The following is a 12,322-nucleotide window of genomic DNA, read 5'->3' as shown; positions in this document are numbered from 1 at the left end:
GCCGTGCGAGTACACGCCCCCACCCCCGCCCCCGTCGGCAGGACGGCGGCCGCCCGATGAGCACCTACCGGGACATCACGCACCGCGGTTCCGCCCGCGCCACCGTCCTGCGCACGGTCGGGACCCGTGAGCGGCGCTCCCACCTCACCGCGCCCCGGGTGCCCACCGTCGGAATCGACATCGGCGGCACGAAGGTGATGGCCGGTGTCGTCGATGCCGACGGCGTCATCCTGGAGAAGATCCGCACCGAGACGCCGGACAAGTCCAAGAGCCCCAAGGTCGTCGAGGACACCATCGTCGAGCTGGTCCTCGACCTCTCCGACCGCCACGATGTGCACGCGGTGGGCATCGGCGCGGCCGGCTGGGTCGACGCCGACCGCTCGAAGGTGCTCTTCGCCCCGCACCTCGCCTGGCGCAATGAGCCGCTGCGCGACGCGATCACGGCGCGCCTGGCCGTGCCCGTCCTGGTCGACAACGACGCCAACACCGCAGCCTGGGCCGAATGGCGCTTCGGCGCTGGCCGCGGCGAGGACCACCTTGTGATGATCACGCTGGGTACCGGCATCGGCGGCGCGATCCTGGAGGACGGCCAGGTCAAGCGCGGCAAATACGGCGTCGCCGGCGAGTTCGGCCATATGCAGGTGGTGCCCGGCGGACACCGCTGCCCGTGCGGAAACCGCGGCTGCTGGGAGCAGTACAGCTCGGGCAACGCCCTGGTCCGCGAGGCCCGTGAGCTCGCCGCAGCGGACTCCCCGGTCGCGCACGGCCTCATCGAGCGCGTCGGCGGCAACGTCAACGAGATCACCGGGCCGCTCATCACCGAGCTGGCCCGCGATGGCGACGCCATGTGCGTCGAACTCCTCCAGGACATCGGCCAGTGGCTCGGCGTCGGCATCGCCAACCTCGCCGCCGCCCTCGACCCCTCCTGCTTCGTCATCGGTGGCGGCGTCAGCGCCGCCGACGACCTGCTGATCGGCCCGGCCCGCGACGCCTTCCGCCGCCACCTCACGGGCCGCGGCTACCGCCCCGAGGCCCGTATCGCCAAGGCCCAGCTCGGCCCCGAGGCCGGCATGGTCGGCGCCGCCGACCTCGCCCGCCTCGTCGCCCGCCGGTTCCGCCGGACCAGCCGGCGCCGCGTGGAGCGCTACGAACGCTATGAGCGCTACGCGCAGGCCATCCGCACCACCACCCAGGGATCCCCGTAATGCCCCCCTCCGTGCCCCGTCAGTCCCCGCCCCCCGAGGACGGCGGCAAGCGCCCCGAGAGCCGCCGTCACGTCATCACCCGGCGCTGGCTGACGGCGATCACCATCGTGCTGCTCATCGGAGTCCCCGCGGGCTATCTGCTGATCTCCGCCGAGCAGAGCCGCGACAGCGGACGCGACAAGGCGAAGGCGGCCTCCGCGACCGGCCTCACCGAGGGCTTCCCGTCCCGGGTGCAGCGCCGCATCTACGACATCCCGGTCCCGAACGCGGCCACCGACGTCGCGTACTACGAGACGAACAACTGGAAGACCAGCAGGCTGTACGTCCAGTTCCGCACGGTCCCCGCGGACCTCGACTGGTTCCTGAACGACCTGGGAATCAGCCGCTCCGCCCTCAAGGCCGGCCATGTCTCCATCAGCGAGCGCGACGCCGGGATCGCGGGCTGGGACCTCAATACGGGCGACGACTGGGCCGGCACCACGGTCGCCGAGAAGGACCCGCTGCCCACCGTCGACATCACCGTCGACGAGAGCGATCCGGCCCGCCCGCTGGTCTACGCAGTCTCGGCAGCCACCCCCTGACCACGGACCGCCCCGCACCTCCGCCCTCCCAGGCGGATACGCGGAACAAGAAGGCCGGCGCAGTCAGCCGGTAGATGGTGTTGAAAGCTCGGGGCGCGGGGGGCGGTCGGCCCCCGCGCCCCTCGACGCGTCCCTGAAGAAGAAGTGAGCGGTGCGCTGGCCGCGCGGGACGATCGCACGGCTGCGCAGCCCCGAAGTCGTCGATGCTCCGACCCGGCGTCTGCAGCGGTTGCGCCCATGACCGGGAACGGGCCGCAGGACCGCGTCGATGCCGAGCCGGGTGAACAGCGGGTTCATCATCGAGGGCGCCTGCACCTGCTCGACCGGATCTCCGATCACCCCGAACAATCGGGTACTGCCGGTGATGAGCTGGTGTTCCGTGGTCATACCGAACCGTCCGTCGTCCCCGGCCAGGTCCCGGTGCGCCCCGAATCCCGGGAACCATAACCGTGGGCGGCCAAGGGATCAATGGGGCCCCAGCGCACGGGCATACTGAACGGCGGCGGGTGTCTGACCGGTCGAGGGAATCAAGGAGGGCTGGGCGGGTGAGTTTCTATGACATGCCCCGGCGCGGCACGGGGCAGGGTCGGCGGTTTCATGACACCCGAATGCTGGATGTGAAAGTGGCTGAGGTGAGTGACGTCACGCCAAGTATGCGGGAGCTGACCCTCACGGGTCCCGCGCTCGCGGTCCTGCGCGGCAAACCGGGCGCACACCTGCCGGTGGAGGTGCAGGACGTGGAGGGCGTACCGAGGCTGCGGACGTATTCTGTGTGGGCCCGCAGCCCGTCGCGTGCCACGCTGACTCTGCGTATCGCACTGCACCGGCCGGGCGGGCCGGGCAGTTGGTGGGCGAGTTCCGTCGTGACAGGGGCCCGGACCCGTGTGGGTGTGCCGCGCAACCGGATCACGCTGGAGCCCAGGGCGCGCTACCACGTCTTCATCGGCGAGGAGACCGGCGCGGTACCACTGCTGACCATGCTGGCCGCGCTGCCGGCCGGGGTGGCGGCCTGCGGGGTGTTGGAGACGACCGGGCCGGACGGCGAATTCTCCGCTCCCCACGGTCCGCGGAGTCTTCCCTGGGTGCACCGTGGCCGCGCTTCCGCCGTGGGCTCGCGGCTGCTGCTGGAGTCCGTACGGCGGTTGGAACTGCCGCCCGAGCCCGGCGTCGCCTACGTCGCGGGCGAGGCGACGACCTGCCGGGCCGTGGTACGCCACCTGTGCGGTGAGCGGGGCTGGCCCCGCTACGCGGTGCGGACTCAGATCCACTGGACCGCGGGCAAGAGCGGCATCCTCTGAGGCCGACGGGGGCGGAAGGCGCTCTCGCGCGGGGTGAACGGGGATCGCTATGACAGGGCTCATGACGCGTACGCGGCACTCCGCTGCGGTACAGCGCATCGACGTTGCGCCGGGAGCGCGCTCCTACTCCGTCCACATCGGCCTCGGAGTACGGAGCCTGCTCGCCGGCCTCGTCCGGGGCCTCCTCGCGGCGCCGGCGCCCGGACTCCCGGCGGAGGGTACGGGAAACAGCCCAACGCTGAGCCCTGGGAGTACTCCGGTGCGCGTTCCTCAGACCGGGACGGAAGCCAGGATGCGCAGGTCGCCGCCGACCGGGATGCTGCGCCGCACCCGCAGGCCGGCCCGCTCGGCCAGGGTCTGGTAATTCCGACTCCGGCTGGTCCTGGCCGCCGACCAGCACCGTCAGCAGCAGCCCACGGAACAGCGCCTCCTGGTCGGAGTCCTCGTCCACCATGCTCTCGATGATCAGCAGCGGCACGGCGGGGCACTTGGGCCTGCCTGATGCGGCCCGTCGGCTCGGACGTGTCCATTCGCTGCCTGGTATTCGGTGAGGGACAACGGGCCCGGCATCGCCGTGGCACCGCTGTGCGCGCCCGGCAGGGAGCGGCTGCTACGAGGCCACTCCGATGTCCCGGAGGTCGAAGAACGCCTGGTAGAGGCCCAGTTGGTGGTCGAGCATATGGTGGCCGTGGAGGATTGGGAGGTGGAGCGCGGACGCCGCCGTGAGCAGAGGGGTGTCCTTCGGCTCCATTGCGATGTCCGCCGTCCTGCGACTCCGCCTCCGGCGTTGTCGTCGGTCGACGACGCTCCGCGTCGCCTCCCTCCTCCGCTTTGAATGCGAAGCCGCATGACGCCGCTCGCTGATCCACGCTCCATTGCTCCCTAAGGGCTGTCCCGTAATCCCTGGTGGATCAGCGCACGGCGTCAGATGCGGTGCATCGCAAGGCGGAGGGACGTTCGCATACTGGACGTATTCGGGCGTTCCGACAACGCGGCGAGGTGCCGTAGCTGTCGTCGTGCGCCTGCCAGGGATTGCGGGACAGCCCTTAGGTCGTAAGCGGGCGAGGCATCAAGCTAACAGCGGGGCGGAGGTCTTTCCAGATGGACCGGAGGCACCCGAAGGCGCGGCCCGAGGAGGGCCTTTCGGCCAGATCGGAGTGGTTGCTGGGGGCACCTTGACGCCTGAGTCGGGTGGTTGACACAATTTACCTGCTCCAACACGGGTCTCCGGCTCGTTGTCGACGTCCTCCCGTGCTGCCCGGGCGTGGTACCAGGAGCGGCGCGTCCATGACCGTGGGCTGGGTTCTCCCGTACTACGGCGACCCGTGGCTGCCGGGTCCGGTGCCAGATGCCGGTTGAGCTGCTCAGGCCCCTTCCTCGAACTGCAGCGCGACTCTTCCCATCGCCACCGCACAACGCCGTAACCTCGCGCTTCGACCGGCACGTCCCCCGGCCGGGATCACCCCGAAACCGCTCCGACCTCGTGGAGGACGCTGTTGAGTACGGAACACGGACGCGAGAATCCCTCCCTGCTCGTCGGCCGGAGGGGCGCCGCAGCCGGGGGCGAGGCTGTGGTGAGAGAAGGAGAGCGCGTCCCCCGGCGGGCCTTGTCGCATCTGGAACAGCTGGAGTCGGAGGCGGTGCACATCCTTCGTGAGGTGGCGGGGGAGTTCGAACGGCCGGTGACCCTGTTCTCCGGCGGCAAGGACTCGATCGTGATGCTGCATCTGGCGTTGAAGGCGTTCACGCCGGCGCCGGTGCCCTTCGCGCTGCTGCACGTCGACACCGGGCACAACTTCCCGGAAGTGCTGGACTACCGGGACCGGACCGTCGCACGCCACGGGCTGCGATTGCATGTCGCCCTGGTGCAGGAGTTCATCGACCGCGGGGAGTTGCAGGAGCGGCCGGACGGAACACGCAACCCGCTGCAGACGGTGCCATTGCTGGACGCCATCGAGAAGAACCGTTTCGACGCGGTACTCGGCGGTGCGCGCCGCGACGAGGAGAAGGCGCGGGCCAAGGAGCGGATCTTCTCGTTGCGCGAGGAGTTCGGTGGCTGGGATCCGCGACGCCAGCGTCCCGAGCTGTGGCAGCTGTACAACGGCCGTCACTCGCCCGGCGAGCACGTCCGGGTGTTCCCTCTGTCCAACTGGACCGAATTGGACGTTTGGCAGTACATCCGCCGGGAGAGGATCGAACTGCCCTCGATCTACTACGCACATGACCGCGAGGTGTTTGCCAGGAACGGCATGTGGCTTGCGCCGGGCGAGTGGGGCGGACCCGGCGACGGTGAAACCGTGGGAAAGCGCCGGGTGCGCTACCGAACCGTCGGTGACATGTCATGCACTGGGGCGGTCGAGTCCGTGGCCGATACCATCGAGAAGGTCATCGCGGAGATCGCCGTGTCCCGGGTGTCCGAGCGGGGAGCCACCCGGGCCGACGACAGACTCTCCGAGTCCGCCATGGAGGACCGCAAGCGCGACGGGTATTTCTGACCACGCCCCCCTCGACACACTCGGTGAGCCGGTTGGTCCCGCCCGCGCGCCGCAGCCACCGGACCGGCCGAGGGCTCGCACGCGTACCTAGGTCCTTTGGGATAGGCCGGGCCCTCAGTGGACTGTCGATCGCCCGGGACGAAATGAGGACGATGTTACCCATGGAACACTTAACTTCAGGAGCTGACCGCGTCGAGACGGCGCGAGGCTCACGGGGACCCCTGTGGGTGGCCGTCCTGGCGGCATGCGTAGGGCAGTTCGTCGTGGTCCTCGACATCTCCGTCATCAACGTCGCCCTGCCGTCCATCCGTGCCGGACTCGGCATCGGTGAGGGCGGCCTGCAGTGGGTGGTGAACGCCTACGTCATCACCTTCGCGGGGCTTCTCATGCTCGGCGGCCGGGCCTCCGACCTGTTCGGCCACAAGAAAGTCTTCGTCCTCGGCCTGGGGGTGTTCACGTTCGCGAGCCTGCTGGGCGGCCTCGCGAACGCACCGTGGATGCTGATCGTGGCGCGGGCACTGCAGGGAATCGGGGCGGCGATCTTGTCGCCCGCCACGCTCACGATACTCACCACGACGTTCCCCGAGGGACGGAAGCGGGTCCGTGCTGTCGCCGCGTGGACGGCTGTGGGGACGGGCGGCGGGGCACTCGGCGGACTCGTGGGCGGTCTGCTCACCGACTACCTCTCGTGGCGCTGGGTGCTCCTGGTCAATGTGCCGCTGGGCGTCATCGTGCTGATCGCGGCGACGGTGTGGCTGGCGGAGAACCACCGCCCGAAGGTGCACCGGATCGACCTGCTGGGCGCGCTGCTGGTCACGGTGGGCGTGGGCAGCCTGGCTTACGGCATCTCGCGGATCGAGGTACAGGGCTGGGCGGCTGTGGAGACCTTGGTGCCGCTGGTGATCGGCTGCGCCGGACTCGTCGCCTTCGTCGCGGTGGAACGGCGTACGAGCGAGCCCCTCGTGCCACTCGGCCTGTTCCGTATCCGATCCGTATCGGTGGCCAACGCCATCACGCTGGTGAGCGGAACCGGCTTCTACGCGATGTGGTATTTCCTCTCCCTCTACATGCAGAACGTTCTCGGCTACTCCGCCGTCGAGACCGGACTGGCCCTCCTCCCGCACACCGTTTCCATCATCCTCGCCTCGCAGTTCGCACCCCGGCTGCTCCAGTGGATCGACGGCCGGACCCTGCTCATGCTGGCCGGACTGCTCACGTCGGTCGGCTTCGTCTGGCAGAGCTTCATGGGTGCCGACGGTACGTTCCTGAGCACCCTGCTGGGGCCCGGCATCCTCCTCTCCTGCGGCGCGGGCCTGATGATGACGCTGCTGGCGGTGTCGGCGACCGCAGGAGTGGACCTGTCCCAGGCCGGCCTGGCGGCTGGACTCGTCAACACCTCGCGCACCATCGGCGGAGCCATCGGCCTTTCCCTGCTGGCGTCGATCTCCACCAGCCGTGCGGCCGACGCGGGCGAGGGGACAGAGGCACTCGCGTCCGGGTTCGGGCGTGCCTTCCTGGTGGCCGGACTGACCATCATGCTGAGCACTGTCATGGCGGCGCTGTTGCCGAAGCAGCAGCGCGAATCATCAGCCTGACGCGGACGGAAGAAGGCCGACCGGTTGGCTCGCGGCGATCTGTTCCGTGCCACGCCTGATCCGCAGACTGTGGGCATGACGACTGCGCGGCGCATCGACGTACAGCTGGGTGACCGTTCCTATCCCGTCCACATCGGTCCCGGGGCGCGCTCGCTGCTCCCCGGGACCGTGGCGGGCACCGGTGCCGCGCGGGCGGTGGTGGTGTCGGCGCGGCCTGCGGGGACCGTACCGGACCCGGGGGTGCCGCACCGGGTGATCCGGGCGCGGGACGGGGAGCACCACAAGACGCTGGCCACCGTGCACGACCTGTGCCGGGAGTTCGCCGCGTACGGCCTGACCCGCGCCGACCTTGTCATCTCCTGTGGCGGAGGCACCACGACGGACGTCGTGGGGCTGGCGGCGTCCCTCTACCACCGGGGAGTCGCAGTCGTACACCTGCCGACCACGCTCCTCGCGCAGGTCGACGCGGCAGTCGGCGGCAAGACGGCGGTGAACCTGCCCGAGGGCAAGAACCTGGTCGGAGCCTATTGGCAGCCGCGGGCGGTCCTCTGCGACACCGACCTGCTGAGCACCCTCCCGCCGGAGGAGTGGGCCAACGGGTACGGCGAGATCGCCCGCTGCCATTTCATCGGCGCTGGTGACCTGCGGGGGCTGCCAGTCCACGAGCAGATAGCTGCGAGCGTTGCCCTCAAGGCGTCCGTCGTGGCCGCGGACGAGCGGGACGCCGGACTGCGCCACATTCTGAACTACGGCCACACTCTGGGCCATGCGCTGGAACGCGCCACGGACTTCGCGCTGCGGCACGGCGAAGGTGTCGCGATCGGCACCGTGTTCGCCGGCAGGCTGGCAGGTGCTCTGGGGCGCGTCGACCAGTCCCGCGTGACCGAGCACCTGAAGACCGTACGCTCCTACGGACTGCGCGAGCGGCTGCCCGCGAACGTGCGGACGGCCGACCTGATCGCGTTCATGCGCCAGGACAAGAAGGCGACGACCGGCCTCACCTTCATGCTCGACGGCCGGTCCGGTGTGGAACGGGTCGAGGACGTGCCCGAGAGCGTGGTGGAGTCCACCCTCGCGGAGATGGGACGGGAGAGCGACTGAAGGCCGGGCGCCGTACGCGTCGCCGGCCGCGCGTCAGATCCTGCCGTACGCCCGGAGCACGCGCACGGCGTTCAACGTGACGATGGGGCGCCACTCGGCGAGCGTGCCGGGAGCCCAGACCCGCCACAGCACGGGCCAGCCGCCGTCGTCCTGCTGCGTGGCGGTCAGATGGTCCAGCGCGTCGGCGACCTCCCGGTCGGAGAACCAGCCACGGGCCAGTGAGCCGGGTGTCCGCGCGACGTCGTACACGTAGTGGTACTCACCCGGAGCGTACGAGGGGTGCACGGGGAACTCCGCGGAGCGGGCCGGTTCGGTCACCACGAGTCGCTGGTCGCGGACCAGCGACTCGAGGCGCTCGGCCGATTTGGCGGCGCGCTCGCGGTCCGTGACACCGTCGAGGAAGGTGACTGCCGCCTCCACTTCGTACGGATGCGAGCTTTCCAGGGAGTCGATGGCCGCCCAGCAGAACTCGGTGGCGTCGTCCAGCCAGGGGTGCGTGATGTTGTTGCGGTGGAGCGTCCCGGCGATCACGCCGGTCGACAGCAGCGACCCCGGCGGGTCGGTCCGCAGCGGGAGCACGGCGGCCGAAGGGTAACCGGCGCCCCCCGGGTGGATCGAGGGGACGCCGCCGTCCGGCGAGGTCAGGGTGGGGAGGTGGCCGAGGAGCCGGGCCGTGTGCGCCGGGTCGCAGCGCCCGATCTCGTCCAGGACGAGCAGCGCCGTCGCGGCGTGCAGCGGTTGCGAGGCGGGCCCGCGCACGTCCGCCTCCAGGGCGTAGCCGTAGCCCCCGTCGGGCCGGGCGTAGGGCGCGAGCGCCGTCTCCACGGCGTCCGCGTCACCCCCGAGGAAGTGGTAAGAGAAGCGGTGCTGTTCCAGCAGGCGGGCGGAGAGCCAGCTGAACCGCTCCGCGCGGTCGATGATCGTGGGCGAATGAGACATCGGGACCTCGCGTGGTGGGAGTCTGCGGTCGGCGCCTCGGGGCATGTCCGCCCGCTGAGTGGCGAGTCGGCCGGGGCGGCACATGCTATAGGCCGCGTACGGGCAAACAACGTGGACGCGCTCTGGTGCGACCGTGAGGGAAGAGGCCACAGTGGTACGGCCATGGCTCATCTGTTCGCTGACGGAGAGGCGTACGTCGTATGAGGCGAAGGATCCTGGGCGGGACCGGCATGTCCGTGACCGAACTCGCCCTCGGCACCATGATGTTCGGATCCTGGGGCAACACGGACGAGGCGGAGACCGCCCGCGTCGTCCGGCTCGCCCTGGACGCGGGCATCAATCTGGTCGACACGGCCGACATCTACGGCGAGGGAGAGTCCGAACGCATCGTCGGCAGGGCCATCCGGGGGCGCAGGGACGACCTGGTCCTGTGCTCCAAGTTCCACAGCCCGATGGGCTCCGACGCCAATCACCAGGGAAACTCCCGTCGTTGGATCGTGCGCGCGGTCGAGGGCTCGCTGCGCCGGCTCGGCACCGACCACCTCGACCTCTACCAGGTGCACCGAATCGACCCGGACACCGACATCGACGAGACGCTCTCCGCGCTGTCCGATCTCGTACGGTCGGGAAAGGTCCTGGCGATCGGTACGTCGAACTTCCCGGCCGACCAGATCGTCGAGGCGCAGTGGACCGCCGAGCGCCGTGGCCACGTCCGCTTCCGCAGTGAACAGCCGCAGTACTCCCTCCTCGCCCGCGGCGTGGAGACCCACGTCCTGCCGGCCGCGCAGCGGCACGGCATGGGCGTGCTCGCCTGGGGACCGCTGGGGGCGGGCTGGTTGTCCGGCAAGGACATCCGGCCGGGGGTCGGCCGCGCCGTCCTGGAGGCGCGCAGGTTCGACCTCTCCGTGCCGGAGAACGCCGCCAAGGTACGCGCCGTGGCGGCCCTCAAGAAGGTTGCGGCGGACACCGGCATCTCCCTTACCCACCTTGCGCTCGCCTTCGTCCGTACCCATCCCGCCGTCACCGCCGTCATCATCGGCCCCCGCACACCCGGGCAGCTGACCGATCTGCTGGCCGGTGCCGATGTGGTGCTCGACGACGGCGTCCTGGACCGGCTGGACACCATCGTGCCGCCCGGCACCGATCTCAACCGGGCGGACAGCCACTACGTGCCGCGCGTCCTGTCGGACCCGTCCCTGCGCCGGCGGCCGACGCACGGCCGGGAGGCCCGATGACCGGCGTGCCGCTGTCGGAACGTGTCAGGGCGCTGCTGGACGCGCCGGTTTTCGCCGTCGTGGCCACGGTCGGGGCGGACGGGACGCCGCACCAGACCGTCGTGTGGGTCACGCACGACGGGTCGCACGTGCTCTTCGGCATCGAGCGGGACAGCCGGAAGGCACGCGATCTCGCGCGGTCCCGCCGGGTCGGCGTACTGCTGCACCCGTCCGAGGCCCCGTATACGTACGTGTCCTTCCGGGGGGCCGCCCACCTCGAACCGCCGGAACAGCACGTGGGACTGATGGACGCGCTCTCGCGCAAGTACACCGGTCTGTCGCACGCGGAGTTCCTGGGCGACCAGGTTCCGGCGGACGACGACCTCGTGTTCGTCCGGGTCGTGCCCGAACGGGTCCTCGACGTCTCGTAGTGCCGCACCCTCCCGTCGGTCGCCGCGGGTACCGGTCCGCACGCGCGGGCGGTGCGCGGCGCCCTCGGGACCCCGGGGCGCCGCACCGGCCGTTCAGCCGCGCGGTTCCGTCACCATGGGCAGCGGGCCCATGCCCACCAGGGCACGCGGCGTCGGGTGGACGGGAGTGTCGGAGGTGGGCCGCAACCGCCACCGTGAGGCGATCGTCACCAGGGCGAGGCTCGTCTCCGCCATGGCGTAGTCGTCACCGATGCACTTGCGGCTGCCGGAGCCGAACGGGATCATCGCGCCCCGCGGCACATCCCCCGACCGGTCCGGTGCCCACCGGTCCGGGTCAAAGCGCTCCGGGTCGGGGAACAGACCGCGATTGCGCTGCAGGGCGTACGAACTGTAGAAGACGACCGTCCCCGCGGGCAGCGGCTCCCCGCCGAGCTCCGTGTCGGACGAGACGACCCGGGTGACGAACCAGCCCGGCGGATACATACGCAGCACCTCGGTGACCACCTGCCCGGTGTAGGGCAGGTCCGCGGGGCCGCGGACCTCCGGTCCGTCAAGCGCCATGAAGGCGTCCGCCTCCTCCTGGAGTCGGCGTTCGTACTCCGGGTGTCGGCCCAGGAGTTGGAGGGCCCAGGCCAGGGCCGTCGCCGTGGTCTCGGTGGCGGCGGTGAGGAAGTTCATCACCTGGTCGTGGATCTCCTGGTCGGCCAGCCGGTCACCGTCCTCGTACCGGGCAGCCAGCAGTCCGGACAGGAGGTCGCCGTGGTCCACCCCGGCGTCGCGGTAGTCGCCGATGACCGTGTCGATGAGGACTCGCAGTTCCTCCAGGGCGCTCTCGAAACCGCGGCGCTCCGGGCCCGGCAGTTTGTGGAGCAGATCGATCGGCGCGACCATCCGCCGGTAGATCCCCTTGAGGACGATGGGCAGGCAGCGCACGATCTGTTCGACGTGGTCCCTGCCGATGTCGGTGGACAGCAGTACGCGCGCGCCAATCCGGGCGGTGATCGCGTGCATGCGCGCGTTGGCGTCGATCGTCTCGCCCGGACGCCAGGTGGCCGTCTCCGTCTCCACCTCCTCGCGCATCACTTCCGGGTACGAGGCGATGCGCTCGCGCCGGAACGAGGGTTGTACCAGGCGGCGTTGGCGCCGGTGGTCGGCGTAGGGGCAGTTGCCCAGGCTGTTGCCCATGAGCAGCTGGGTCTTCTCGTAGAACGGGCCGCCCCGGTCGAAGGTCCGGGGCTCCTTCAGTATCTGGTCGATCAGCTCGGGATGGCAGACCATGTACATCGGCTGCCCCTTCATCTCCAGCCGGACCAGATCGGCCTCGTACTGGAGCGAGGTCAGGAACTCCAGCGGGCGCCGACGCATCGGCAGCAGGTGTCCCAGGAGCGGCAGCCGGCCGGGCGCGGACGCCACCGACCACCGGCCAGGAGGGGCGAGTTTCGTGTGGGCGCGGGTCATCGGGA

The 12,322-nt window shown here is 70.3% G+C and carries 12 protein-coding genes; 8 read left to right on the top strand and 4 right to left on the bottom strand.

The window, feature by feature from the left end:
- The first annotated feature begins 56 nt into the window (after nt 1-56).
- Both QMK30_RS13110 and QMK30_RS13105 read left to right on the top strand, forming a co-directional pair.
- Complete coding sequence (locus QMK30_RS13110; RefSeq protein WP_283517824.1) at nt 57-1,205, top strand: ROK family glucokinase; 1,149 nt, start codon at nt 57-59, stop codon at nt 1,203-1,205.
- Nucleotides 1,205-1,786, top strand: a complete 582-nt coding sequence (locus QMK30_RS13105) for a hypothetical protein (protein WP_283517823.1) — start codon at nt 1,205-1,207, stop codon at nt 1,784-1,786. Before QMK30_RS13110 ends, QMK30_RS13105 begins: the two co-directional genes overlap by 1 nt.
- A 63-nt stretch (nt 1,787-1,849) precedes the next feature.
- Here the strand turns inward: QMK30_RS13105 and QMK30_RS13100 are convergent, their stop codons facing one another.
- A complete protein-coding gene (locus tag QMK30_RS13100; RefSeq protein ID WP_283517822.1) occupies nt 1,850-2,173 on the bottom strand; it encodes a hypothetical protein in 324 nt (107 codons plus the stop codon).
- A gap of 245 nt (nt 2,174-2,418) precedes the next feature.
- On the opposite strand from QMK30_RS13100, the gene QMK30_RS13095 reads away from it, so the two are divergent.
- Complete coding sequence (locus QMK30_RS13095) at nt 2,419-3,084, top strand: siderophore-interacting protein (protein WP_283517821.1); 666 nt, start codon at nt 2,419-2,421, stop codon at nt 3,082-3,084.
- A gap of 610 nt (nt 3,085-3,694) precedes the next feature.
- Here the strand turns inward: QMK30_RS13095 and QMK30_RS13090 are convergent.
- The gene (locus tag QMK30_RS13090; protein WP_283517820.1) at nt 3,695-3,835 is read right to left on the bottom strand and encodes a hypothetical protein; all 141 of its coding nucleotides are present in this window, start codon (nt 3,833-3,835) and stop codon (nt 3,695-3,697) included.
- A gap of 820 nt (nt 3,836-4,655) precedes the next feature.
- On the opposite strand from QMK30_RS13090, the gene cysD reads away from it, so the two are divergent.
- From cysD to QMK30_RS13075, 3 genes are all read left to right on the top strand, one after another.
- The gene (cysD, locus tag QMK30_RS13085) at nt 4,656-5,579 is read left to right on the top strand and encodes a sulfate adenylyltransferase subunit CysD (RefSeq protein WP_283518008.1); all 924 of its coding nucleotides are present in this window, start codon (nt 4,656-4,658) and stop codon (nt 5,577-5,579) included.
- Between the two features lie 227 nt (nt 5,580-5,806).
- Entirely contained in the window at nt 5,807-7,174 is a 1,368-nt protein-coding gene (locus tag QMK30_RS13080) for an MFS transporter (RefSeq protein WP_283517819.1), read from the top strand.
- 75 nt (nt 7,175-7,249) lie between these two features.
- Nucleotides 7,250-8,275 (top strand): 3-dehydroquinate synthase family protein, encoded by a 1,026-nt coding sequence (locus tag QMK30_RS13075; protein ID WP_283517818.1) that lies wholly within the window; start codon nt 7,250-7,252, stop codon nt 8,273-8,275.
- A 33-nt stretch (nt 8,276-8,308) separates the two neighbouring features.
- Here QMK30_RS13075 and QMK30_RS13070 read toward each other — a convergent pair whose 3' ends face one another.
- The gene (locus tag QMK30_RS13070) at nt 8,309-9,214 is read right to left on the bottom strand and encodes a hypothetical protein (RefSeq protein ID WP_283517817.1); all 906 of its coding nucleotides are present in this window, start codon (nt 9,212-9,214) and stop codon (nt 8,309-8,311) included.
- A 200-nt stretch (nt 9,215-9,414) separates the two neighbouring features.
- Here QMK30_RS13070 and QMK30_RS13065 point away from each other — a divergent pair, with 200 nt between their 5' ends.
- A complete protein-coding gene (locus QMK30_RS13065) occupies nt 9,415-10,449 on the top strand; it encodes an aldo/keto reductase (RefSeq protein WP_283517816.1) in 1,035 nt (344 codons plus the stop codon).
- Complete coding sequence (locus tag QMK30_RS13060; RefSeq protein ID WP_283517815.1) at nt 10,446-10,859, top strand: PPOX class F420-dependent oxidoreductase; 414 nt, start codon at nt 10,446-10,448, stop codon at nt 10,857-10,859. Before QMK30_RS13065 ends, QMK30_RS13060 begins: the two co-directional genes overlap by 4 nt.
- Before the next feature lie 93 nt (nt 10,860-10,952).
- On the opposite strand, the gene QMK30_RS13055 is transcribed toward QMK30_RS13060, so the two are convergent.
- Nucleotides 10,953-12,317 carry a cytochrome P450 gene (locus QMK30_RS13055; protein ID WP_283517814.1) on the bottom strand — a complete coding sequence of 455 codons (1,365 nt, stop codon included), beginning with the start codon at nt 12,315-12,317 and terminating at the stop codon, nt 10,953-10,955.
- Between the last annotated feature and the right edge of the window lie 5 nt (nt 12,318-12,322).

Origin of the sequence: Streptomyces sp. H27-C3 (assembly GCF_030063415.1) — a bacterium.
Lineage (GTDB): Bacteria > Actinomycetota > Actinomycetes > Streptomycetales > Streptomycetaceae > Streptomyces.
Note: the sequence above shows the minus strand (reverse complement) of the source record. Positions and strands in the feature narration are given on the sequence as shown.